General features: G+C 68.3%; 26 protein-coding genes. 14 read left to right on the top strand and 12 right to left on the bottom strand.

What is annotated here, in order from left to right:
- The first annotated feature begins 4 nt into the window (after positions 1–4).
- The 6 genes from HUS56_RS13865 to lnt are packed head-to-tail and all read left to right on the top strand — an operon-like array spanning position 5 to position 7166.
- The gene (locus HUS56_RS13865) at positions 5–1024 is read left to right on the top strand and encodes a YafY family protein (protein WP_254431466.1); all 1020 of its coding nucleotides are present in this window, start codon (positions 5–7) and stop codon (positions 1022–1024) included.
- Complete coding sequence (locus HUS56_RS13860; protein WP_173924011.1) at positions 1024–2013, top strand: YafY family protein; 990 nt, start codon at positions 1024–1026, stop codon at positions 2011–2013. The genes HUS56_RS13865 and HUS56_RS13860 overlap by 1 nt, the downstream gene beginning before the upstream one ends.
- Positions 2014–2052: 39 nt before the next feature.
- A complete protein-coding gene (gene tatA / locus HUS56_RS13855; protein WP_173924010.1) occupies positions 2053–2319 on the top strand; it encodes a Sec-independent protein translocase subunit TatA in 267 nt (88 codons plus the stop codon).
- A gap of 47 nt (positions 2320–2366) precedes the next feature.
- Positions 2367–3119: a twin-arginine translocase subunit TatC gene (gene tatC / locus HUS56_RS13850; RefSeq protein WP_173924606.1), complete on the top strand. Its 753-nt coding sequence runs from the start codon at positions 2367–2369 to the stop codon at positions 3117–3119.
- Positions 3120–3161: 42 nt separating this feature from the next.
- A complete protein-coding gene (locus HUS56_RS13845; RefSeq protein ID WP_173924009.1) occupies positions 3162–5591 on the top strand; it encodes an RNA helicase in 2430 nt (809 codons plus the stop codon).
- A gap of 33 nt (positions 5592–5624) precedes the next feature.
- On the top strand, positions 5625–7166 hold the full coding sequence (lnt, locus tag HUS56_RS13840; protein WP_173924008.1) for an apolipoprotein N-acyltransferase: 1542 nt from the start codon (positions 5625–5627) through the stop codon (positions 7164–7166).
- 18 nt (positions 7167–7184) lie between these two features.
- Here the strand turns inward: lnt and HUS56_RS13835 are convergent, their stop codons facing one another.
- From HUS56_RS13835 to HUS56_RS13815, 5 genes are all read right to left on the bottom strand, one after another.
- The gene (locus tag HUS56_RS13835) at positions 7185–7547 is read right to left on the bottom strand and encodes an RNA polymerase-binding protein RbpA (RefSeq protein WP_173924007.1); all 363 of its coding nucleotides are present in this window, start codon (positions 7545–7547) and stop codon (positions 7185–7187) included.
- An 85-nt stretch (positions 7548–7632) separates the two neighbouring features.
- Positions 7633–8388: a glycerophosphodiester phosphodiesterase gene (locus HUS56_RS13830; RefSeq protein ID WP_217424027.1), complete on the bottom strand. Its 756-nt coding sequence runs from the start codon at positions 8386–8388 to the stop codon at positions 7633–7635.
- A gap of 5 nt (positions 8389–8393) precedes the next feature.
- Positions 8394–9359 carry an SPFH domain-containing protein gene (locus HUS56_RS13825; protein WP_173924006.1) on the bottom strand — a complete coding sequence of 322 codons (966 nt, stop codon included), beginning with the start codon at positions 9357–9359 and terminating at the stop codon, positions 8394–8396.
- Between the two features lie 15 nt (positions 9360–9374).
- Positions 9375–9866: an NfeD family protein gene (locus tag HUS56_RS13820; protein WP_173924005.1), complete on the bottom strand. Its 492-nt coding sequence runs from the start codon at positions 9864–9866 to the stop codon at positions 9375–9377.
- 59 nt (positions 9867–9925) lie between these two features.
- Positions 9926–10396 (bottom strand): NfeD family protein, encoded by a 471-nt coding sequence (locus HUS56_RS13815; RefSeq protein WP_254431517.1) that lies wholly within the window; start codon positions 10394–10396, stop codon positions 9926–9928.
- A 134-nt stretch (positions 10397–10530) separates the two neighbouring features.
- Here HUS56_RS13815 and HUS56_RS13810 point away from each other — a divergent pair, with 134 nt between their 5' ends.
- Positions 10531–11298 carry an SDR family oxidoreductase gene (locus HUS56_RS13810; protein ID WP_173924004.1) on the top strand — a complete coding sequence of 256 codons (768 nt, stop codon included), beginning with the start codon at positions 10531–10533 and terminating at the stop codon, positions 11296–11298.
- A 73-nt stretch (positions 11299–11371) separates the two neighbouring features.
- On the opposite strand, the gene HUS56_RS13805 is transcribed toward HUS56_RS13810, so the two are convergent.
- The 3 genes from HUS56_RS13805 to HUS56_RS13795 form a co-directional block, all read right to left on the bottom strand.
- Positions 11372–11995: an HdeD family acid-resistance protein gene (locus HUS56_RS13805; protein WP_173924003.1), complete on the bottom strand. Its 624-nt coding sequence runs from the start codon at positions 11993–11995 to the stop codon at positions 11372–11374.
- 154 nt (positions 11996–12149) lie between these two features.
- Positions 12150–12812 carry an SRPBCC domain-containing protein gene (locus HUS56_RS13800; RefSeq protein WP_173924002.1) on the bottom strand — a complete coding sequence of 221 codons (663 nt, stop codon included), beginning with the start codon at positions 12810–12812 and terminating at the stop codon, positions 12150–12152.
- Between the two features lie 5 nt (positions 12813–12817).
- Positions 12818–13246 (bottom strand): helix-turn-helix transcriptional regulator, encoded by a 429-nt coding sequence (locus HUS56_RS13795; protein ID WP_173924001.1) that lies wholly within the window; start codon positions 13244–13246, stop codon positions 12818–12820.
- Between the two features lie 195 nt (positions 13247–13441).
- On the opposite strand from HUS56_RS13795, the gene HUS56_RS13790 reads away from it, so the two are divergent.
- The 4 genes from HUS56_RS13790 to HUS56_RS13775 all read left to right on the top strand — a co-directional run bounded on the left by HUS56_RS13790 (position 13442) and on the right by HUS56_RS13775 (position 17234).
- A complete protein-coding gene (locus HUS56_RS13790) occupies positions 13442–13939 on the top strand; it encodes a helix-turn-helix transcriptional regulator (RefSeq protein WP_173924603.1) in 498 nt (165 codons plus the stop codon).
- Positions 13940–13948: 9 nt separating this feature from the next.
- On the top strand, positions 13949–14359 hold the full coding sequence (locus tag HUS56_RS13785; RefSeq protein ID WP_173924000.1) for a VOC family protein: 411 nt from the start codon (positions 13949–13951) through the stop codon (positions 14357–14359).
- A 3-nt stretch (positions 14360–14362) separates the two neighbouring features.
- On the top strand, positions 14363–16741 hold the full coding sequence (locus tag HUS56_RS13780; protein ID WP_173923999.1) for an excinuclease ABC subunit UvrA: 2379 nt from the start codon (positions 14363–14365) through the stop codon (positions 16739–16741).
- Between the two features lie 64 nt (positions 16742–16805).
- Positions 16806–17234 (top strand): cupin domain-containing protein, encoded by a 429-nt coding sequence (locus HUS56_RS13775; protein ID WP_173923998.1) that lies wholly within the window; start codon positions 16806–16808, stop codon positions 17232–17234.
- A gap of 222 nt (positions 17235–17456) precedes the next feature.
- On the opposite strand, the gene HUS56_RS13770 is transcribed toward HUS56_RS13775, so the two are convergent.
- Positions 17457–17789 (bottom strand): hypothetical protein, encoded by a 333-nt coding sequence (locus tag HUS56_RS13770; RefSeq protein ID WP_173923997.1) that lies wholly within the window; start codon positions 17787–17789, stop codon positions 17457–17459.
- A 70-nt stretch (positions 17790–17859) separates the two neighbouring features.
- Here HUS56_RS13770 and HUS56_RS13765 point away from each other — a divergent pair, with 70 nt between their 5' ends.
- Positions 17860–18621, top strand: coding sequence for an SDR family NAD(P)-dependent oxidoreductase (locus HUS56_RS13765; RefSeq protein ID WP_173923996.1), 762 nt, complete (start codon positions 17860–17862; stop codon positions 18619–18621).
- A 23-nt stretch (positions 18622–18644) separates the two neighbouring features.
- Here HUS56_RS13765 and dhaM read toward each other — a convergent pair whose 3' ends face one another.
- Genes dhaM through dhaK form a run of 3 tightly spaced genes read right to left on the bottom strand, consistent with a single transcriptional unit; the run spans position 18645 to position 21030 of the window.
- On the bottom strand, positions 18645–19370 hold the full coding sequence (gene dhaM, locus HUS56_RS13760) for a dihydroxyacetone kinase phosphoryl donor subunit DhaM (protein WP_254431464.1): 726 nt from the start codon (positions 19368–19370) through the stop codon (positions 18645–18647).
- 1 nt (position 19371) lies between these two features.
- Positions 19372–20019 (bottom strand): dihydroxyacetone kinase subunit DhaL, encoded by a 648-nt coding sequence (gene dhaL, locus HUS56_RS13755; RefSeq protein WP_173923995.1) that lies wholly within the window; start codon positions 20017–20019, stop codon positions 19372–19374.
- Between the two features lie 9 nt (positions 20020–20028).
- Entirely contained in the window at positions 20029–21030 is a 1002-nt protein-coding gene (gene dhaK, locus HUS56_RS13750; RefSeq protein WP_173923994.1) for a dihydroxyacetone kinase subunit DhaK, read from the bottom strand.
- A 210-nt stretch (positions 21031–21240) separates the two neighbouring features.
- Between dhaK and HUS56_RS13745 the strand changes: the two genes are divergently transcribed.
- Together HUS56_RS13745 and glpK are read left to right on the top strand one after the other, a co-directional pair.
- Complete coding sequence (locus tag HUS56_RS13745; RefSeq protein ID WP_173923993.1) at positions 21241–22026, top strand: MIP/aquaporin family protein; 786 nt, start codon at positions 21241–21243, stop codon at positions 22024–22026.
- 108 nt (positions 22027–22134) lie between these two features.
- A complete protein-coding gene (gene glpK, locus HUS56_RS13740; protein ID WP_173923992.1) occupies positions 22135–23655 on the top strand; it encodes a glycerol kinase GlpK in 1521 nt (506 codons plus the stop codon).
- Positions 23656–23692 lie beyond the last annotated feature (37 nt).

Below are 23692 nucleotides of genomic sequence, written 5' to 3'. Positions count from 1 at the left end.
TTCTGTGTCGGGAGCATCGCGCAAGGGTGAGCCGAGGATCCCGGTCGAAGATCGGCTCTTCAGCCTGGTGCTCGCGCTGCTCGCCACCGAGGCGGGGCTGCTGAAGTCCGAGATCCTCTCGTCGGTCCGCGGCTACGCCGAGCGATACGACCCTGCCGGGCAGAATGCGAACCTCGAGCGTCAGTTCGAACGAGACAAAGACGACATCCGCGAGCTCGGCATCCCGCTCGAGACGGTGGAGTCGCCTGATCGCCCCGGCGACAACCAGGCCCTGCGATACCGCATCCCGAAGGGGCAGTACGACCTGCCCGACGCGGTGCGCTTCACCCCCGACGAGCTCACGCTCCTGGGCCTCGCCGCCGAGGTATGGCGTGAGGCGTCGCTCTCGGCCGACTCGCAGCGTGCGCTCACCAAGCTCCGCTCGCTCGGCATCGAGCCGCGCGAGCCGGTGATCGGCTACGCGCCACGGCTGAGGGTGCGGGATGCCGCGTTCGAGCCCCTGCGGCAGGCTCTCGATCGCCGGCAGACGGTGCGCTTCCACTACTTCAAGCCGGGTGAGGGGGCCGCCCGCGAGCGCACGGTCGACCCGCTGGCCGTCGTGCTGCACGAGGCGCGGTGGCACCTGCACGGGTTCGACCACGGCGTGAAGGCACCCCGCACGTTCCTGCTCTCCCGCATCATCGGGCCGGTCGAGGCGGTGCCGGGCATGACGTTCGACCCGCCGCCGGCCGACATCCAGGACCGCATCCTCGCAGAGCTCGACGAGCTGCGCCTCGGCAACGTCGCCGACCTCGCCGTCAGGGCGGGCAGCGACGCAGAGGTCCGGCTCGGCAAGCGCGCCGTGCTCCGCGATGAAGACGCCGGGGTCATCCGCCTGCACTACACGGATGCCGCGATCTTCGCCGACGAGCTCTCGGCCTACGGTCCTGAGGTGCGGGTCATCGCGCCCGTCGAACTCCGCGACGCCGTTCGCGACCGGCTGGCAGCCGTGGCCGGGGCGCATCGCGATCGAGGAGGCGCATGATGGCCCGCCGACCCACGCCGCTGAAGGCGCCCGACAAGCTGGTCTTCCTGCTGTCGTTCGTCCCGTACCTGCTCGAGCAGCGCGTCGTCGACGTCAGCGAAGCGGCGAAGCACTTCGGCATGAGCGAGGAGCAGATCCGCGATGCCGTCCGCCTCATCGCGACATCCGGCCTTCCCGGATCGACGGGCACGTATCAGCCGAACGATCTCTTCGACATCGACTGGGACTCCTTCGAAGAGGATGACGTCATCGTCATCGTCCACCACGTCGCCATCGATGACGCCCCGCGCCTGTCGGCACGCGAGGCCGCCGCGCTCATCGCCGGTCTGCAGTACCTCAGCGCCCTTCCCGAGAACGCGGGCAGTGCGTCGCTGGCGTCGCTCATGGGCAAGCTCACGGCCGGGGCATCGGCCGCGCCGAGTCGGCTCGCGGTGGCCGAGACCGAAGCCGACGAGTCCCTGACGCCCATCCGCGAGGCCGTGGCCGAAGGGAGGCAGATCGAATTCGACTACCTCAACGCGAGGGGCGAGGCCGGCCGGCGTCGCGCCGATCCCCTTCGCATCATCTCGCAGGACGCGGATTGGTACCTGCAGGCGTACTGCCACACGCGCGAAGACGTCCGCAACTTCCGCGTCGACCGCATGAGCGACCTCTTGCTCACCGAGGAGCCGATCGGCGATCACTCGCAGGTGGATGTTCCGGACACCCTGTTCCAGGGATCCGACACCGACCTCGACGTGATCGTCGACGTCTCGCCGACCGCGTTGCCCCTGCTCGCCGACTATCTCGCCGATTCCCGTTCGCGCGAGGTCGACGGGCGCCTGCGCGTGACGCTGCGCCTGGCACATGTGCACGGCCTGAAGCGGCTCGTCGCCGGGCTGCCCGGCCTCGTCACCGTGGTGGCACCGGCCGAGGCGAGAGCGGCGGTCGCCGAGTGGGCCGAGGGCGGCCTGGCGGGCTACGACGACGCCACCGGCCAAGACAGGTAGACTGTCGCGCAAGATCCCACTGAGAACGGACGAACACCTATGTGGCAAGGCTTCACTGGTTGGCATGCGCTGATCATCCTCGTGGTCATCCTGCTGCTCTTCGGCGCCCCGAAGCTTCCGGCCCTCGCCCGTAGCCTCGGTCAGTCGATGAAGATCCTGAAGAGCGAGGTGCGTCCGGAGAAGGACGAGGCCGCGGCCGACGATGCGACGGCGCATGGTACGACCGCGACGGCCGACGCGGCGACGACGGAGGCGACGGCCGCTCAGGCGAAGGCCGACGAGGCCGACACCGGCAAGAGTCGCTGACCCCGATGACCGCGGTGAAGGATCGCGGGAAGAACCGCGAGAAGCGGATGTCGCTCGGTGCGCATCTCATCGAGCTGCGCAAGCGACTCTTCATCTCGGCGATCGCGATCGTCATCGGCGGCATCATCGGCTGGGTGCTCACCGACCTGTTCGTCTGGGAGGCGATCCAGGAGCCGGTCGAGAAGGTCGCCGAGGCACAGGGCGGCAACACCGGCATCATCTTCCCGACGATCTCGAGCGCCTTCGACCTGCGCCTGCAGATCGCGTTCACCCTCGGTCTCGTGATCTCGGCCCCGGTGTGGCTCTACCAGATCTTCGCGTTCCTCGTGCCCGGGCTCAACACCCGTGAGCGCAAGTTCACGTTCGCGTTCTTCGCGACGGCCATCCCGCTCTTCTTCGCGGGCTGCGCCGCCGGTTGGTTCGTGCTGCCGAACATCGTGCGACTCATGACGAGCTTCGTCCCCGAGGGGGCGCAATCGCTGCTCACGGCCAAGGAGTACATCGACTTCGTCCTGAAGCTCGTCGTTGCCATCGGCGTCGCGTTCGTGGTTCCGGTGTTCATCGTGCTGCTGAACTTCGCCGGCGTCATCAGCGCGAAGGCCATCATCAAGTCGTGGCGCGTGGCGATCCTCGTCATCGTGCTGTTCACCGCGATCGCGACGCCGTCGGCCGACGTCATCTCGATGTTCCTGCTCGCGATCCCGATGATCGCCCTCTACTTCGCGGCGTGGTTCATCGCGAACCTGCACGACAAACGAGCCGAGCGTCGCAACAGGATCGAATTCGAGGGAGCTGTCTAGCCCCGCCGGTCCAGCTCGGAGCCTGTCTAGGCTGGAGGGGTGATGAGCCTCTCACCGGCCGAGCGGTACGCGATCTCTCGCGAGCAGCGCCGGCAACCGCGACTCGTCGAGTTCGCCTCTCGGCTCCGCTTCGACCTCGACCCGTTCCAGCGCGCCGGATGCGCCGCACTCGACGAGGGTCGGAGCGTGCTCGTGGCCGCGCCGACCGGCGCGGGAAAGACCGTCGTCGCCGAGTTCGCGGTGTTCCTCGCGATGCAGGAGCCCCGAGCGAAGGTGTTCTACACCACGCCGATCAAGGCGCTCAGCAACCAGAAGTTCCAGGAGTTCGTCGACGAGTGGGGTGCCGGCCGGGTGGGCCTGCTCACCGGCGACACCAACGTGAACTCCGGAGCCCGCATCGTCGTCATGACGACGGAGGTCCTGCGCAACATGCTGTACGCCGACTCTCCGCTGCTCGACCGGCTCGCGTACGTCGTGATGGATGAGGTGCACTACCTCGCCGACCGGTTCCGCGGAGCGGTCTGGGAGGAGGTCATCATCCACCTTCCCGAGGAGGTGCGACTCGTGTCGCTCAGCGCGACCGTGTCGAACGCCGAGGAGTTCGGAGACTGGTTGCAGGCGGTGCGCGGCGACACCAACGTGATCGTCTCGGAGGAGCGCCCGGTGCCCCTCGAGCAGCACGTGCTCGTGAAATCCAAGCTCATCGACCTGTTCGATTCGTCCGGACAGGCGGCGACCAACCGGGTGAATCCCGAGCTGATGCGACTCGCGCGCTCGGGGAGCCGCTCGATCTCGTCCCGGTCAGCGCGCGGCCGCCGCGGCAGTGACCGAGGGCGCTTCCACCAGCGCTCGCACGAGGAGGCGCGTCTCGACCGGCCCGGCGTGGTCGAACTGCTGCACGGCAAGCACCTGCTTCCCGCGATCGTGTTCATCTTCTCGCGGGCCGGGTGCGATCAGGCCGTCCGGCAGGTGCTCCGCTCCGGCATCCGGCTCACGGATGCCGCGGAGCGCGACGAGATCCGCTCGATCGTCGAGGAGCGCGCCCGGATGCTCCGGGATGAGGACTTGGCCGTGCTCGGGTACTGGGAATGGCTCGAGGGACTGCAGCGCGGCGTCGCCGCACACCATGCCGGCATGCTGCCCGCCTTCAAGGAGGTCGTCGAGGAGCTCTTCCAGCTGAAGCTGCTCAAGGTCGTCTTCGCCACCGAGACGCTCGCACTCGGCGTGAACATGCCGGCGCGGTCGGTGGTGCTCGAGAAGCTCGAGAAGTTCAACGGCGAGGCGCGGGTGCCCATCACACCGGGCGAGTACACGCAGCTCACCGGGCGCGCCGGACGTCGCGGCATCGACGTCGAAGGACACTCGGTGGTCCAGTGGTCCGACGGGCTCGACCCTGAAGCGGTCGCGTCGCTCGCCTCGCGCCGCAGCTATCCGCTGAACTCGAGCTTCAAGCCGACCTACAACATGGCCGTGAACCTCATCGACCAGTTCGGACGAGAGCGAACACGGCAGATCCTCGAGCTCTCGTTCGCCCAGTTCCAGGCCGACCGTGCCGTCGTCGACCTTGCTCGCACCCTGCGCAAGCAGGAGGAATCGATGTCCGGCTACGAGGAGGCGATGCGCTGCCACCTCGGCGACTTCGGCGAGTACGCGTCGATCCGGCGCCGTATCGGCGAGCTCGAGCGGCAGTCGTCGAAGGGCAATTCCACCCACGCCCAGCGCGAGCGGATGCAGCGCGAGCTCGCCGCGGCCCGCAAGGCCATGCGGGCGCACCCGTGCCACGGTTGCGCGGAACGGGAGCAGCACTCGCGGTGGGCCGAGCGCTGGTGGCGGCTGAAGCGGGAGCACGAGCAGCTGTCACGGCAGATCCGCAGCCGCACCGGGCAGATCGCCAAGCGCTTCGATCGCGTGGCGGAGGTGCTCGAGCGCCTCGGCTATCTCGTACGAGACGACCACGGCGCGCTCGTCTCGTCTTCGGCGGGCCGCATCCTGAAACGCATCTACGGCGAGCGCGACCTCCTGGTGGCCGAGTGCCTTCGTCTGGGACTCTGGGACGACCTCGACGTGCCGGCTCTCGCCGCCATGGCGGCGGCGCTCGTGTACGAGCCGAGGCGCGACGACAGCGGCGAGCAGTTCCGCCTGCCCCGCGGACGATTCCGCGACGCGTTCGATCGCACCACGGATGTCTGGGCCGAACTCGACGACCTGGAGCGCGAGCACCGTCTGGCGGGCAGCGACCAGCCGTCGCCGGCGCTCTCGCAGGCGATGCACGCCTGGGCGGGCGGGGCCAGCCTCGGGCCGGTGCTCGACGACACCGAACTCGCCGCGGGCGACTTCGTGCGGCTCGCGAAGCAGGTCGTCGACCTGCTCGACCAGATCTCGATCGTCGCCGACGCCGAGCTCGGCGCCACGGCCCGTGCCGCGATCGACGCGGTCCGTCGCGGCGTCGTGGCCTACGGCTCCGTCGGCTGAATCCACGCGGTTCTCGTCGCTTAGGCTGAGCGGGTGCCCGAGAACGAACCGCGTCCGCTGCTGCCGCTGTGGGTCGCGGTGTTCGCATCGATCGCCGGTGGGCTGGTCTACGATCTCGGCTTTCCCGGAGCCGGCATCTGGCCGCTGGCGTTCGTCGGCATCGCGCTCGCCCTCGTGAGCCTCATCGGGCGCACAGCGTGGGCCGCGTTCCACGTGGGACTCGCATTCGGGCTCGCGTTCTACCTGCAGCAGGTGTCATGGACCTCGCTGTATCTCGGTCCGGTGCCGTGGATCGCGCTCTCGGTGTTCGAGTCGCTCTTCGTCGCGGGCGGAGCGGTGCTGATCGCGCTTGCGTACCGGTGGGTGCCGAAGGCCTGGACCTCGCGCTGGGTGCGCCTGATCGGGCTTCCCCTGCTCGTGGCAGGGCTGTGGTGCTTGCGCGAGGCCGCCACCGGCTCGTTCCCGTATGGCGGCTTCCCCTGGGGGCGGGCAGCGCACAGCCAGTCGCAGAGTCCGTTCGCCGACGTCGTGTCGTGGGTGGGATCCACCGGGCTGGGCTTCGTCATGGTGGCGATCGTCGCCGGCCTCATCGAGTGGGTTCGGCTCAGGGGGTGGCAGGACCTTCGTTCCGCCATCCCGGTCGCGGCGCTCGCGTTGATCGCGGTGCTCGTTCCGGCGTGGCCGACGACGACGACGGGCGAACTCCGCGTCGCGAGCGTCCAGGGCAACGGGCCGGCCGGATACTTCGACGAGCGTGAACCCGGCGATGTGCTCGCCGCACAACTCGACGCGACCGAACCGGTGCTCGAGGAACCCGATGTCGACGTGCTCCTGTGGCCCGAGGGCGGATCCGACATCGACCCCACCCGCAGTGACTCGACGGCGCGCATCTTCGACGACCTCAGCGAACAGCTCGACGCACCGCTGATGCTGAACACCGTCACCATGCGTGATGACGAGTTCTTCAACACCTCGATCCTCTGGAGGGCGGGGGAGGGCGCTGTCGAGTCCTACGACAAGCGGAATCCCGTCCCCTTCGGCGAATACATCCCCGACCGCTGGTTCTACGACGCCATCGCAGGCGACCTGACCGGCCTGATCCAACGCGGATACAGCCCGGGCACCAATCCGCCCGTCTTCGACCTCGGCGACGCCATCACCGGGCTCGCGATCTGCTTCGACGTGATCTACGACGAGCTCATCTGGGAGGGCGCTCGCGACGGAGCCGAGCTCTACATGTTCCAGACCAACAACGCCGACTTCCGCCACACCGACGAGAACCAGCAGCAACTCGCGATCGCACGGCTGCGGGCGATCGAGACGGGCCGCTCCGTCGTCAACATCTCGACGGTCGGAACGAGTCAGGTCATCGACCCGACCGGCCGCACCATCGATGCGCTGCCGGCCTACGAGCCGGGCGTAATGGTGACCGACGTCGAGTTGCGCACCGGCCTGACGCCGTCGGTGGTGCTCGGAAGCGGAGTGCCGGCGCTCATCGTGATCGGGTCACTCGGCGGCCTCGTCGCGGCCGGCACCCTCGCCCGACGCCGCGTCCATCCGGTTGGAACGACGTAGGCGGCGCGGAACTCGCGCTCAGGCGGTCTTCTGCTGGCCGCGACGCGCGCGGAGGTACTGGAGGCGCTCCTCGAGCAGTTCCTCGAGCTCAGCGCGGGTACGGCGCTCGAGCAGCATGTCCCAGTGCGTGCGCGCCACCTTCTCGCCGGACCGGTCGATCTCGACAGGCTTGGAGTCGACGAGAAGCGTGGCTGCGGCACCGCAGTGCTTGCACTCCCAGGTCTCAGGAAGCTCCGCCTCGGTCGAGAAGGTCATCACCGTCTCGCGGCCGCACGTCTCACAGCGGTAGGTGTAGTCGGCACGTTCGGCGAAGATCACGCCGTCTTCACTCTGCAGGCTCTGGGCGCCGATACGCATGCCCCGAAGGCTCCGGTCCGCCATGGCGTACTCCTCTCGATCGTCTCTAGGTATAAACGATCAAGCTGGGCGTTCCCTTGCCAGGAACTGGACGACTACCGGGAGATTCTCAGTTTCGCGCCGCGACCAGCGGAAGGGCGAGGTCGGCACGATCGGTGACGATGCCGTCGACGCCGAGGTCGAACAGGCGCGTCATCCGAGCAGGGTCGTTCACGGTCCAGACGTGCACCTCGGCACCGGCGTCGTGGGCGACCTCGACGAATCGCGACGTGACGAGACGGAGCGGTCCGACCTGCTCGGGGACCTGCAGGGCGACCGCCTCGCCGAGCGCGTGGGTCATCACTCGGTGAGATCGCACCAGGGACGCCAGCCACGACCGGATGACCCCGGATCGGCCGGCCGAGGTGACGGCGTCGGGAACGAGCGCACCGAGTCGACGGCGTCGGCGATCGGAGAAGCTCGTCAACAGCACCCGCGATCCGGCCCGCGTGCGTTCCAGGGCGGAAACGGCGGCGGTCACGGCGGCCTCGACCTTCACGTCGATGTTGAAGCGCGCCTCGCCGAAAGCGTCGAGCGCCTCCTCGAGGGAGCAGAATCCCTGACCCCGGCCGAGGTCCACCCGGCGGAGCTCGGCCATCGTCAATTGCGACACCTTGACATCCCGGTCTGCCACCCGCCGCAGTGTGGGGTCGTGCGCCACCACTGCGACGCCGTCGCTCGACACGTGCACATCCGTCTCGAGGTACACCACGCCGATCGCAACGGCCTTCGCGAAGGCGAGCAGCGTGTTCTCGGGCGCCTCGAGCGCGAGTCCGCGATGCGCGAGCACCCGCGGCCCCGGCGGGACGAGGTACGTCGAGCCCACGTGGATCAGGCGCGGTCGGGAGGCGCAGCGGCGGCTCGGGGCGCTGCGGTGGTCGCGGCATCCGTCGACCCCTGAGCGGCGGGGGTGAACGCGCGGCCGATGCCCTTGAGCGCCTCGGTGAGCTCGCTCGGAACGATCCACAGCTTGTTGGCCTGGCCCTCGGCGAGCTGGGGCAGCATCTGCAGGTACTGGTATCCCAGCAGCTTCGGATCGGGATCGCCCTTGTGGATCGCGTCGAAGACGGTGAGGATCGCCTCGGCCTCACCCTGGGCGCGCAGCACCGCCGCCTTCGCGTCACCCTCGGCTTGGAGGATCGCGGCCTGACGCTCGCCCTCGGCGGTGAGGATGGCCGACTGCTTCGTGCCCTCAGCGGTGAGGATGAGTGCACGGCGGTCACGCTCGGCGCGCATCTGCTTCTCCATCGAGTCCTGGATGGAGTGGGGCGGGTCGATCGCCTTCAACTCGACGCGCGAGACACGGATGCCCCACTTGCCGGTCGCCTCGTCGAGCACGGCGCGCAGCTGGTTGTTGATGTTGTCGCGCGAGGTGAGCGCCTCTTCGAGGTTCAATCCGCCGACCACGTTGCGCAGTGTCGTGGTGGTCAGCTGCTCGACCGCGCCGAGATAGTTCGCGATCTCATACGTCGCTGCCCGGGCATCCGTCACCTGGAAGTAGACGACGGTGTCGATCGAGACGACCAGGTTGTCCTCGGTGATCACGGGCTGCGGGGGAAACGACACGACCTGTTCGCGCATGTCGACGAGTGGCCGCACCCGGTCGATGAACGGCACGAGGACGTTGAGTCCGGGGGAGAGGGTCTTGTGGTAGCGACCCAGCCGTTCCACCACGCCGGCGTAGGCCTGGGGGATGATGCGGATCGCCCGGATCAGCACGACCAGGACGAAGATGCCGACCACGATCAGTAGCACGGCGATGAAGATCTGGGCGATGAATCCGTCGATGCTGATCATGCGAGGGCTCCTTGGCTATCGGGTCGTTGAGGAGGCATCAGGCGCGGCCGTCTCGTCGGGCACGACGACGACGGTTGCCCCATCGACGAGCACGACGCGAACGGATGCCCCGGTGGCGATGTCGGGCTGCGGGGCTTCGGATGACCGGCGGGCCGTCCACGTCTCGCCGTTGGCGAGCTTGACGAGACCGCCCGTATCGGCGACGGGTGCGACCACTCGCCCCGACATGCCGATGAGGGCCGCGATGTTGCTCGGAGTGGGGTCTTCGCCGCGTCGCATCGTCTTCAGCAGCAGCGGGCGGATGGTGAGGATCAGCAGCACGGAGACCGCGGCGGCGACGAGGAACTGCACCCACCATTCCCAGCCGAGGAGTTCGGCGCCGAGGCCGGCCACGGAACCGAAGGCGATCATGAGGAACGTGAACTCGAGCGTGAGGAGTTCGATGATCACGCAGACGAAGATGAAGATGAGCCAGACGATCCAGAGGTACTGGGTCAGGTCCACCATACGATCGCCCCTTCGACGGTCTGTTCCACGAACCTATCACCGCGCACTCGGAGCAACCCCTACGGACTCGGGGCGCTGCGTTCGGTCGGGACGACGACCGCCGTCGCGCCGTCGACGCCCGTGATCAGCACCCGTTGGCCCACCGCGACATCGTTCTGCTCGGTGATGGGGGAGAGGCGCGCCGACCAGATGTCTCCACTCTGGAGACGAATCCGCCCCCCAGCGGGAGTCACCGTGCGCACGACGGCTGCGTCGGCGCCGATCAGGGCGTCGATGTTGCTACGTGCCGGGTCTCCGCTGCGGCGCAGCATGCGCAGCAGGGGAGGCCGCAGGGTCAGGACGAGTGCGAGCGAGACGACCGCCGCGATGACGAACTGGGCCCACCACGGGATCCCGAAGAGCCCGGAGAGCAACCCGACGACGCTGCCGAGAGCGAGCATGAGGAACGTCATCTCGAGCGTGAAGACCTCGATGATGACGAAGACCAGGATCAGGACGAGCCAGACGATCCAGCCGTACTGGGTCAGCACATCCAACTGGTACTCCTCTCACGGCCCCGCGATGAAACTAGCAGCACGCGAGAGGCCGCGCGGCCTTGATAGTCTCGTGGGCGGTGATTCGCCGGGCCCGCCCGCGAACCCGCACTTCCCCGAGGAGTCCCGCCGTGACGAACCCACTCGCCCCAGGATCGCTCGCCGGTCGCGTCGCTCTCGTCACGGGTTCGTCGCGAGGGATCGGCGCCGACACTGCGCGCTACCTCGCTGCGGCGGGGGCCTCGGTCGTCGTGAACTATCGCAGCAAGGCGCCGCGTGCCGGCAAGGTGGTGTCCGAGATCGAGGCGGCGGGCGGTCGCGCGATCGCCGTCGGCGCGGATCTGACCGACACCGCGTCGGTGGCTGCGATGTTCGAGCGCGCGGTCGCCGAGTTCGGTCCGATCGACATCCTCGTCCTGAACGCCTCCGGCGGCATGGAGATGGGCATGGGCGACGACTACGCCATGCGGTTGAATCGCGACGCGCAGCTGAACGTGGTCGAGGGCGCACTTCCGCACCTAGCCGAGGGCGCCCGCATCGTCTTCGTCACGAGTCACCAGGCCCACTTCATCCGCACGACGCCGACCATGCCCGAGTACGAGCCGGTGGCGCTGTCGAAGCGGGCGGGCGAAGACGCACTCCGGGCCAAACTGCCCGAGCTCGAGGCATCCGGGATCGAGTTCGTCGTCGTCTCGGGCGACATGATCGAGGGTACGATCACCGCCACGCTGCTCGAACGCGCGAACCCCGGCGCGATCGATGCACGCAAGCAGGAGGCCGGCCGGCTCTACAACGTGGCCGAGTTCGCCGCCGAGGTCGCCGCAGCCGCCACCGACCCGGTGCCCGCCGACCACACGCGCTACGTGGGTGACACATCGGGCTTCGCCCGCGAGACCTGAGTCGCGCGCACACGGTGAGGGCCGGTCGAGAACGCTGGTGCGCTCGACCGGCCCTCGCCGTCGAAGGTCGCGGCTACGTCGTGGCCGCCGCGGCGTCGCTGCTGGTCGCGCCGCGGCCGAAGCGGAACGCTCGCACGATCTGGATGATCCCGAGCACGATGAGCGAGATCCCGAGGATCCACCAGAGCACCACGACGAACATGGGGCTGAACAGCAGCACGATGCCTGCGATGATGCTCAGGATGCCGAAGAAGATCGCCCATCCCTTCGACGGCGCATCGCCCGATTGCACGAGCGCGACGACGCCCTCGACGATCCACAGGATCCCGATGAGGATGCCCAGGAAGATGCCGAGCACGACGGCGCTCTCGGACGGGTTGGTCACGGCCACGACCCCACCGATCACGAACAGCACGCCGAGGATGATGTCGAGGGCTCTCGCCCCACCTGAGATGCCCTTCGAGAAGATGCCGAGGCCGACGTAGGCCAGCCCCGCGATGATGAGGTAGATCCCGAGGATCACCGTGAGCACGACGGCCGAGTTCTTCGGCCAGAACGTGATCATGATGCCCACGATGAGTGCGACGGCGCCCGAGATTCCGAGCGTGGTACGGACGGTGTTGATCGCGGATTTCGAGAGATTCGCTGAGTCCAGCGAGAACCCGGCGAAGACGGTGTTGGACTGCGGCGACGACATGAGCTGCCCTTTCCTCGTGCGATGACGTGGTGCACTGCACGAGTCAGGGTATTCCTCCGCGGCGACTGAGTGTCGGATGTGAACCCGCGCGTCGTCGCGTGTTCTGCCGAGCAGCGAGGTAGGGCGGCCCATGTCGTCGTGCCGTGTTCCTGCCTCAGCTGGGCCCGGGGCCCTCGCCGGTGTACATGGCGTAGGTCGTGTCGGCAGCCGTCCGCGCCAAGTCGATCTCGATGCCATCGCCGGCGTGGGCGACCGCCCAGGCGTCGGCCGAGCCGCGCAGGAACGATCTGCCTTCGTCGGTCCGGGTCCACGCCTCGGGGTCTTCGGGACGCGCGTCGGGATCGGTGAGGTGCAGCGAGAGCCCGAGCAGCCCGGAGTCCCAGCCGATGCCGGTTCCGGCGGGGCCGAACTGCTGCCAGAGCTCGTCGGGGACCGCCGAGACCGGGGCGACGTGCTGCAACTCCAGACGTGTGCGGTCGGAACCCACCGACTCGAGGCGAACGGTGACGAAGGTCACGCCGCCTCCGAACTCCCACGTGATGTCGTACTGCGCCGTGCCCGCCTGCGGCGGCTCGCACGACTGGATCGTGCCGCTCGCATTGCCCTCGAGCCGGTACTGCCCGCCGAGCCGGAGGTCGCCACTGACCGGAAGGAACCAGCGAGTGATGCGATCGGCACTCGTGACGGCGTCCCAGACGTCGTCGATCGGGGAGGGGTAGGTCTGGACGAGCGTCTGCACTCGCGACGGGACCCCTTCCACGTCTTCGGTACGGACGGTGCGGTCCACCGCCTCGAGCTGGGCGTTGATGTCGATCATTCGTGTCACTCCTTGTCGTTGTCGGATGTGTCAGGTGCGGGTCGGTTCTGGTCGGCCTGCCCGGCCTCCGCGCCGGCCGAGGGGTGCTCGGAGGTGTTCTCCTGAGCGAGACGCCGCTGCCTACGCCCCCGCGCGAGCTCGGTACCGAGCGCATCGAGGTGCGGCTGCCAGAAGCGCCGGAACGCGTCGAACCACTGGTCGGCCGCGGCGAGCGGGCCCGGTTCGAGTGCGTAGAGCCGCCGCGTGCCCTCGGGGCGCACGGTCGCGAAGCCGGCGTCTCGGAGCACCCTCAGGTGCTGTGACACGGCCGGCTGTGAGATGCCGAACTCCTCTTGAACGACCCGCCCGAGTTCGCCCGCGGACGATTCGCCCTCGGCGAGCAACTCGAGGATGCGCCGCCGAACCGGGTCGCCGAGGATGTCGAGCGCGTGCATGGGTATATTGTTGCGTGGTCACTTATATAAGTCAAGACTGAATAAGCGTGGTGATCGCCCGACGGCCCGGGGGAGTCGCTTTCCGGGAGGACGACGACCTGTCGTGTCGATGGCGTGGCATCCACGCGATGGCGCGTCCCGACAGCTCCACCGCGACGCCGAGGACGGATGACCATGAACCCGTCTCCGTGGCGCATGCGTCCTCGACCTCGCTGGACAACGTCCGCTCGACGTGGCACGATCGCGCAGGTGGAAAGCACTCCGGCCGAGCTGCAGCGCCTCCGTGACCTCGCCCAATTGCGCCGCGTTCGAGACCGCATGGACCGCGAGTACACGCAGCCGCTCGACGTCGAAGCGCTGGCGCGAGGTGCGAACATGTCCTCGGGGCACCTGAGTCGCGCGTTCAAGCAGGCCTATGGCGAATCGCCATACGCCTACCTCATGACACGGCGGATCGAGCGAGCGATGGCACTCCTGCAGCGCGGTGACCTCAGCGTCACCGAGGTCTGCTTCGCAGTGGGATGCACGTCGCTCGGCACGTTCAGCACCAGGTTCACCGAACTCGTCGGCGTGCCCCCGAGCGTGTACCGTCGTGAGGCCATGCACCCCCTCGAGGGCGTTCCGTCGGTCGTCGCGAAACGGGTGACCAGACCGATCAGGAATCGAGAAGCCGCCGTCACCGGCCGTCGATAGCGTTTCCGTATGGACATCACGATTCAGTACACGTTCCTTCCGCACACCGATCCCGAGGCATCCTTGGCGTTCTACCGCGACGTGCTCGGCTTCGAGGTGCGCAACGACGTCGGGTACGAGGGAATGCGGTGGATCACCGTCGGCCCGGTCGACCAGCCCGAGACATCCGTCGTCCTGCATCCGCCCGCCGCCGATCCCGGAATCACCGACGACGAGCGTCGTACGATCGCCGAGATGATGGCCAAGGGCACGTACGCGAGCATCGTGCTCGCGACCAGTGATGTCGACGGCACGTTCGAGCACGTACAGGCCAGTGGCGCCGAAGTCGCGCAGGAGCCGATCGACCAACCCTACGGAGTGCGCGACTGCGCGTTCCGCGACCCCGCGGGCAACATGGTCCGCATCCAGGAGCCGCGCTGACGTATGACGATCACGACCACGAATCCTTCGACCGGCGAGACGCACCCTGCCGACACCCACGACCTGATCCGCGTGCGGGGCGCGCGCGAGAACAACCTCAAGGATGTGAACGTCGACATCCCCAAGAGAAGACTGACCGTCTTCACCGGCGTGTCGGGCTCGGGCAAGAGCTCGCTCGTGTTCGAGACGATCGCCGCCGAGTCCCAGCGGATGATCAACGAGACCTACAGCGCATTCGTGCAGGGGTTCATGCCGAATCTCTCCCGGCCCGAGGTCGACGTGCTCGAGGGACTCACGACCGCGATCATCGTCGATCAAGAGCGCATGGGCGCCAACGCGCGGTCGACCGTGGGCACGGTCACCGACGCGAACGCCCTGCTCCGCATCCTCTTCAGCCGTCTGGGTCAGCCGCACATCGGCTCTCCTCAGGCGTTCTCCTTCAACATTCCGACGGTGCACGGCAGTGGTGCCATCACGGTCGGCGAGGGGGAGAGCAAGTCGGTCGACTTCACCCAACTCGGCGGCATGTGTCCCCGCTGCGAGGGCATGGGCACCGTCTCCGACATCGACCTCACGCAGCTCTACGACGAGACGAAGTCGCTGACCGCCGGCGCGATCACCGTGCCGGGCTACACGGCAGACGGCTGGGCCACTCGGATGTACGCGGAATCCGGGTTCTTCGACGGCGACAAGGCGATCAAGGACTTCAGCGAGGCCGAGCTCCACGACTTCCTCTACAAGGCGCCGACCAAGGTCAAGGTGCAGGGCATCAACCTCACCTACGAGGGGCTCGTGCCGAAGGTCCAGAAGTCCATGCTGTCGAAGGACCTGGACGCGATGCAGCCGCACATCCGTGCGTTCGTCGAGCGTGCTGTCACCTTCGCCGCCTGTCCCGAATGCGGCGGGACCCGGCTCGCCGAGGGGGCGCGCTCCTCGAAGATCGCCGGCATCAGCATCGCGGACGCGTGTGCCATGCAGATCAGCGACCTCGCCGAGTGGATTCGCGGCCTCGACGAGCCATCCGTCGCGCCGCTGCTCGCCAACCTGCAGCAGATCATGGACTCCTTCGTCGAGATCGGCCTGGGGTACCTTTCGCTCGACCGGTCCTCGGGCACGCTCTCAGGCGGCGAGGCGCAGCGGACCAAGATGATCCGGCACCTCGGATCGTCATTGACGGATGTCACGTACGTCTTCGACGAGCCCACGGTCGGCCTCCACCCGCACGACATCCAGCGCATGAACGACCTGCTGCGACAGCTTCGCGACAAGGGCAACACCGTGCTCGTCGTCGAGCACAAGCCCGAGGCGATCGAGATCGCCGACCGTGTCGTCGACCTCGGCCCGGGCGCCGGCGCCGGCGGGGGAGAGGTCGTGTTCGAGGGCACCGTCGAGGAGCTACGCGCGAGCGGAACCCTGACAGGCCGACACCTGGATGATCGAGCCGCGCTGAAGCAGACCCTCCGCGAACCGTCGGGCGCGCTCGAGGTCCGCGGAGCTGAGGAGAACAACCTGCAGGGCGTCGACGTCGACATCCCGCTGGGCGTCCTCGTCGTGGTGACCGGCGTTGCCGGGTCGGGCAAGAGCTCGCTCATCCACGGTTCCGTGTCGGGCCGTGAGGGCGTCGTGTCGATCGACCAGGGCGCGATCAGGGGATCCCGGCGAAGCAACCCGGCGACGTACACCGGCATGCTCGAGCCGATCCGCAAGGCGTTCGCCAAGGCGAACGGGGTGAAGCCGGCGTTGTTCAGCGCCAACTCCGAGGGCGCCTGCCCCAACTGCAACGGCGCGGGCGTGATCTACACCGATCTCGGGCCGATGGCGAGCGTCGCCTCGACGTGCGAGGTCTGCGAAGGCAAGCGGTTCGATGCATCCGTCCTCGAGTACCGCCTGGGTGGCCGGGACATCAGCGAGGTACTGGGGATGTCGGTGGCCGACGCCGAGGAGTTCTTCGCGTCGGGGGAGTCGCGGATCCCCGCCGCTCATGCGATCCTGCAGCGGCTCGCCGACGTGGGCCTCGGGTACCTCACCATCGGGCAGCCGCTCACCACACTGTCGGGCGGCGAACGACAGCGTCTCAAGCTTGCGACGCACATGGCGGAGGAGGGCGGTGTGTACATCCTCGACGAGCCGACGACGGGCCTGCACCTCGCCGACGTCGAGAACCTGCTGGGCCTGCTCGATCGGCTCGTCGACTCGGGGAAGTCGGTCATCGTCATCGAGCACCACCAGGCCGTCATGGCGCACGCCGACTGGATCATCGACCTCGGCCCCGGAGCCGGACACGATGGCGGCCGGGTCGTGTTCGAGGGCACGCCCGGCGATCTGGTCGCGGCGCGATCGACGCTGACGGGGGAGCACCTCGCGGCGTACGTCGGCGCCTGACGGGCACCGTCGTGGCGCCCCGGGATGTCAGCCGTGATCGGAAGGCCGCCCCTAAGGTGGGAGCGTGACGGACTACGAGGTACTGGAGATCGGCGGAATCGACGAGTGGCGTTCGCATTTCGGCGGATTCCGGCCCGAGACCTCTCGCGACGGCCGACGCGTCGTCGACCACGAGTTGACGATGCAGTACATCGGCCTCACCGCGAACGCGCTCGAGCCGGGCGAGGAGGCCGGCTATTGGCATCGGCACGCGAGGGTCGAGGAGCTCTACGTCTTCCTGGCCGGGCGTGGCCAGATGGGACTCGACGACGATGTGCTCGAGGTTGGGCCGGGCACGCTGATCCGCGTCGGTCAGGGCGTCTGGCGCACGTGGCGTTGCACGCCCGACAGTCCCGAACAGCTTCGCTGGCTCTGCATCCGCGCCGGCGGCAGCGAACTCCCGGAGTTCCCCGACGACTCCGAGCGCTCGGTCGACCGCGACATGCCGTGGTGAGCACCACCTGGATCAACGCGCACCTGAGCAGCGATCCCGTCACGATCGCGCTCGAACCCTCGTGCGCCGATAATGCACATTATGTCGGAACAGGATTCCGGATCGACCCACGCCCGCGACGTATGCCTCCCCCGACGAGCCTCAGCGCCGAGAATCGGGAACGACGCGCGCCGCAACGGCTTCCCGATCTCCTCGGGCGTCGGACTCACTCGGGCGACACGCTCACCGGGCCTCTCGGCGCTCCTCGAACCTCTCGGCGCGGCGGCCGCTCGCGGGCATGCCGAGCTCGTTGTACGGGCCCTCGACCTCGCGCTCGGGCAATCGCTCATCGGTCGGGCAGATGAGCACCGCGTTGGGGGTCGAATGGTCGATCAGATGCTCGAACATGGGGTGCCCGCAGATCGGGCAGGGCTTCTGATCCGTGGGCTGCGTCGGGCCGTCGTCATCCGACGGCGCTCGGCGCTCCTCGAACACGGGCTGCAGCGCCCGGTCGACGCGATCGAAGAATCGTGTGAACGTGTTGCCCTGGGGCGGGCTCGCCTCTTCGCGTGCCATTGTGCTGATGGTACGCCCGCCTCCGCTTCATGCGCCAGCATCGCGGGGCGACCCGCCATAGGCTGGGCAGATGCACTCGGATTCGAACCGCCCCGTCACGATCATCACCGGAGCCAGCCGAGGCATCGGTGCCGCGATCGCCGAGCGACTCGCGGCAGACGGACACGATCTCGTGCTCACCTACCGCGAGCGTGAGGAAGAAGCGGCCGACGTCGTACGCGCGTGCGAGGCATCCGGCGCTCGTGTCCTCCTACTTCGGATCGACCTCGCCGATCTGGATGCCGCTTCCACGGTCGTGCCCTCGGCCGTCGCCGAGTTCGGCGCGGTCACCGGTCTCGTGAACAACGCCGGCATCACCGGACGCATCGGAAGCTTCCTCGACGTCGACATCGACGAAACGGAGCTGCTCTTCCGCATCAACGTGCTCGCGCCGATCGTGCTCACGCAGGCGGCGATCAGCCACATGGCGACCGATCGAGGCGGGGCCGGCGGTTGCATCGTGAACATCTCCTCCAGCGCCGGAGCGACCGGCTCCGCGAACACGTACATCCCCTACGCCATGAGCAAGGCTGCGATCAACATGCTCACGACCGATGCCGCGAAGGAGTTCGGCCCGGTCGGTGTTCGAGTGAACACCGTCTCCCCCGGCACGACGCGCACCGAGATCCATGCTGTCGCTGGACGACCGAACGCACCCGACGAGCGTGCCCCCGGCATCCCGATGCGACGCCCGGGTGAGGTGCATGAGATCGCCGGCGCTGTGGCCTACCTGTTCTCACCGGACGCCTCGTACACGTCAGGCGCCGACATCCGAGTCGCGGGCGGCAAGTAGCCCCAAGGGCCCTCAGCTCGCTCTCAGTGCTCGCCGAAGCCGGATTCCGCGAGAGCGGCCAACGCCTCGACCGCGCGCCCGCCCTCGGGGTCATCGCTCGCGATCTCGACCGTAGCCCCCTTGGTCAACCCGAGGGACATGATCGCGAGCAGGCTCTTCGCGTCGACGCCGTTGACGGTGACCCGCTCGGGAAAGGTGCTGGCGAGCTTCACGAGCTCCGCGGCGGGTCGCGCGTGCAGGCCGTCGGCGTTGACGAGGGTCACGGTCCGAGCGTGGCCGGATGCCGCGCCGCCACGTCCTCGGTCGAACCTCTCCTCCGCGGCATCCGCCGGCTCAGCGCCCGCACCCGTTGCGGCGACCGCCCGCGCGGACTCCGCCGCCGCCACGACCTGTTCGAGATCATCGCCGGCCTCGGCTGCCACCGCAGCGGCCACTCCCCCTTCGACAAGCGGAGCATCGACGATGCGAACCCGGTTGCGAACGTCGTCGTCGAGGAACTCGATCGCGGTCTCAGCGGTCAGGATCGCCGAGCCGAGGTCGCACAGCACGGCGACACCCTCGCCCGAGTCCACCTCGGCGATGCCGGCGCTCACGAGGTCGAAGCTCGTCCCGATGCGTCCATCATCAGTGCCTCCGGCTGCGAACAACGAGGCGCTCGGAGCCATCTGCGTGGCGAGCTCGACCAGGCCCGCCGCGATGCGGGCGGAGTGCGAGACGAACACGATGCCGACTTTTCCCGGCGTGCCCACCTCAGGCCCCCGCGGCGGCGGACGCCGTGTCGGCCGCCGCCTGCAGGAGCAGCGCGGTGGACTGCGCTCCGGGATCGCGGTGCCCTGCCGAACGCTCCCCCAGATAGCTGGCCCGGCCCTTCCGCGCGACGAGCGGCTCCGTCGCCTCCGCACCGGCCCACGCGGCGGATGCCGCAGCCGCAAGCACCGCCGCGGCATCCGCCCCGTCGGAAGCCGCGGCCTCCGCGGCATCCACCGCCGGAGTCCAGGCATCCACCATGGTCTTGTCGCCGGGTTCCGCCTTGCCGCGAGCCACGATGCCGTCTCGTGCGGCCGCGAGCACGGCAGCAACCGCGGGGCCGTCGAGTGACGCCGAGGAATCGGCCGCCCCCGCTCCCCGCAGGAACGCCGTGCCGTACAGCGGCCCCGCCGCGCCGCCGCCCGTCGAGATCAGCGTCGTTGCGACGAGCTTCAGGACATCACCGGGGGTGGATCCGGCAGGCAGGTCATCGAGCTTCGGCAGCACGGCCTGGAAACCCCGGTCCATGTTCTCGCCGTGGTCGCCGTCGCCGATCTCGCGGTCGAGCGTGATCAACTCGACGCGGTGGTCGGACAGCACATCCGCGCTCCGCCTGACCCAGTCCACCGCCCAGGTGATGTCCAGTCCCACGGTGCCTCCCTATCGTCCCCACCGAAGTGCCGCGGTCTGCACCGGGGCATCCCACAGCTCGATCATCTCGTCATCGAGCTTCAGCAACGTGATCGACATGCCCTGCATCTCGAGCGAGGTGATGTAGTTGCCCACGAGGGAACGAGTGACGTCGATGCCCCGCTCCTCGAGCACCTCCACGGCCCGCCGATAGGCGATGTACAGCTCGACGAGCGGCGTGCCGCCCATGCCGTTCACGAAGAGCAGCACGCGGTCGCCGCTCGAGTACGGAAGGTCCTCAAGGATCGGCTGGAGCATCCGATCGACGAGCGCATCGGCCGGTTCGAGCTTGATGCGCTCCCGGCCGGGCTCACCGTGGATCCCGATGCCGATCTCGATCTCGTCCTCCGCCAGCGTGAAGCTCGGCTCCCCCGCGTGCGGGACGATGCAGGGGGTGAGGGCGATGCCCATGGAGCGCGCATTCGCGTTCACGCGCTCGGCCACCCCGGCGACCTCATCGAGCGATCCCCCCGCCTGCGCACGGGCCCCGGCGATCTTCTCGACGAGCACGGTGCCGCCGACTCCACGTCGACCGGCGGTGTAGAGGGAGTCCTTCACGGCCCCGTCGTCGTTGGTGACGACCGCTCGCACGTCGATGCCGTCGGCACCGGCCAGGTCGGCGGCGGTCTCGAAGTTCAGGACATCCCCGGTGTAATTCTTCACGATGTGCAGCACGCCGGCCCCACCGTCGACCGCCTTGGTCGCGGCGAGGATCGGGTCAGGTGTCGGCGAGGTGAAGACGGCCCCCGGCACCGCGGCGTCGAGCATGCCGAAGCCGACGAAGCCGGCGTGCAGGGGCTCATGACCGCTTCCGCCGCCGCTGACGATTCCCACTTTCCCGGCCACGGGAGCGTCGGCGCGGACGACATGGATCGGATCCATCTCGACGCGCAGGATGTCGGCATGTGCCAGGCCGAAGCCCGCCACCGACTCGTCGACGACGCGCTTCGGATCGTTGATGATCTTCTTCACGGGCACCCCTTCTCCATGGCTGCCGCACGCCGAGCACCCATGCAGCGACGCCGACGCAGCACTCCCCCGCCAACCTACGCCAGCACGCGGCCCGGCCGGTAGTGGCGGAATCGAATCGCCGACGAACCGTTCCGCCTGAGGGTCTCCTGTGAGTAGTGTTGCCTTGTTCCGCCCCACGGGCGACGGCCCTGGGCCTAGCGAAAAGGATGGATGGTCAACGTGGACGATCTCTGGAGGTTGTTCCTCTCCGAGCTGGTGGGCACCGGCATGCTGGTGCTTCTCGGTTGCGGCGTCGTCGCCAACGTCGCCCTCGCGAAGACGAAGGGCTTCAACGGCGGGTTCCTCATGGTGACGATCGGCTGGGGCCTCGCGGTCTTCTCCGGTGTCATCGTCGCCTACGCATCGGGCGCGCACATCAACCCGGCGGTCACCCTCGGCCTCGTGGCGAACGGCGCGACCGAGTTCGGCAACGCAGGACTCGGGATCACCGTCCCGGTCGACCCATTGTCCGTCTCGGCCTACATACTGGCCCAGATGATCGGCGCGATCATCGGCGCCGTGCTCGTGTGGCTGGCCTACAAGCAGCACTTCGACGAGGAGCCCGACCCGGCCCCCAAGCTCGGCACGTTCTCGACGGGCCCCGGCATCCGCAACTACGCGTGGAACCTCGTCACCGAGATCATCGGCACCTTCGTGCTGGTGTTCGTCGTCATCGGGTTCGGCGGCGGCCGGCAGGGTGACGGCGGCCTCGCGGCGCTCGGAGCGCTCCCCGTCGCGCTGCTCGTCATCGGTATCGGCGTGTCCCTCGGTGGTCCGACGGGGTATGCGATCAACCCGGCCCGCGACCTCGGTCCGCGCATCGCGCACGCGTTCCTGCCGATCAGGGGCAAGGGATCGTCCGACTGGGCGTACTCCTGGGTTCCCGTCGTCGGCCCCATCATCGGCGGCCTGATCGCCGGATGGGCCGCGATCCCACTCCTGCCGATCATCACCTGACCATCCGGCGGGGCCGGTCCGTGAGGGCCGGCCCCGCGTCATTTCGGCATCGAAACACCCGTGCCCGCCCGACTGCGGTTGCGGGCATCGCAACATTGAGAGGAAGTCATGGCTGACTACATCCTGGCGATCGACCAGGGCACGACGTCGACACGCGCGATCGTCTTCGACAGGAAGGGGTCCATCGTCGCGTCCGGACAGCTCGAACACGAGCAGATCTTCCCGAAGGCCGGATGGGTCGAGCACGACCCGATGGAGATCTGGCGGAACACCCGGGAGGTGATCGGGCAGGCGCTCGGCAAGGCCGACATCACCCGCCACGACATCGCCGCCGTCGGCATCACCAATCAGCGCGAGACCGCGGTGGTCTGGGACAGGAACACCGGCGAGCCCGTCTACAACGCCATCGTCTGGCAGGACACCCGCACCCAGCCCATCGTCGACCGGCTCGCCGCCGACGGTGGCGTCGAGCGCTTCAAGCAGGACGTCGGGCTTCCGCTGGCCACCTACTTCTCGGGAACCAAGATCGTGTGGATCCTCGAGAACGTCGAGGGCGCTCGCGAGAAGGCCGAGGCCGGCGACCTGATGTTCGGCACCACCGACTGCTGGGTGCTGTGGAACCTCACCGGCGGAACCGAGGGTGGCGTGCACGCGACGGATGTCACCAACGCGAGCCGCACGATGTTCATGGATCTCGAGACGCTGAGCTGGCGCGACGACATCCTCGACGCGTTCGGCGTTCCGCGATCGATGATGCCCGAGATCAGGTCGTCCTCGGAGGTGTACGGCACCGTCGAGCCGTCGAGCCTCCTCCGCGAGGTGCCGGTCGCAGGCATCCTCGGCGACCAGCAGGCGGCGACCTTCGGCCAGGCGGCGTTCGACTCCGGTGAATCGAAGAACACGTACGGCACGGGCAACTTCCTCATCTTCAACACCGACACCGAGATCATCCACTCCAAGAACGGCCTGCTCACCACGCTCGGATACAAGCTCGGCGACCAGCCCGCGCACTACGCGCTCGAAGGCTCGATCGCGGTCACCGGCTCACTCATCCAGTGGCTGCGCGACAACCTCGGCATCATCTCGAGCGCCCCCGAGGTGGAGGAGCTCGCGAAGACCGTCGACGACAACGGCGGCGCGTACTTCGTGCCGGCCTTCTCGGGGCTGTTCGCCCCGTACTGGCGCCCCGACGCTCGTGGCGCCCTGGTCGGCCTGACCCGCTACGTGAACAAGGGCCACATCGCCCGCGCCGCCTTGGAAGCGACCGCCTTCCAGACGCGCGAGGTGCTCGACGCAGTGAACGCCGACTCGGGCGTGGATCTGACCGAGCTCAAGGTCGACGGCGGCATGATCGCGAACAACACGCTCATGCAGTTCCAGGCCGACATCCTCGGTGTGCCGGTCGTGCGGCCGGTCGTGGCCGAGACCACGGCGCTCGGCGCTGCGTACGCTGCCGGTCTCGCAGTGGGCTTCTGGTCGGGACTCGACGACCTTCGCGCCAACTGGCAGGAGGATCGCCGGTGGGAGCCCCAGATGGACGAGGCCGAGCGAGACCGTCAGCTCCGCCTGTGGAAGAAGGCTGTCTCGAAGACCTTCGACTGGGTCGACGAGGACGTGTCGCACGGCTGATGCCGACGAGGCGAACGGCCCCGCGTGACGCGCGGGG

This window comes from Agromyces sp. Marseille-P2726, from assembly GCF_902809835.1.
Classification (GTDB): Bacteria; Actinomycetota; Actinomycetes; order Actinomycetales; family Microbacteriaceae; genus Agromyces.
Note: the sequence above shows the minus strand (reverse complement) of the source record. Positions and strands in the feature narration are given on the sequence as shown.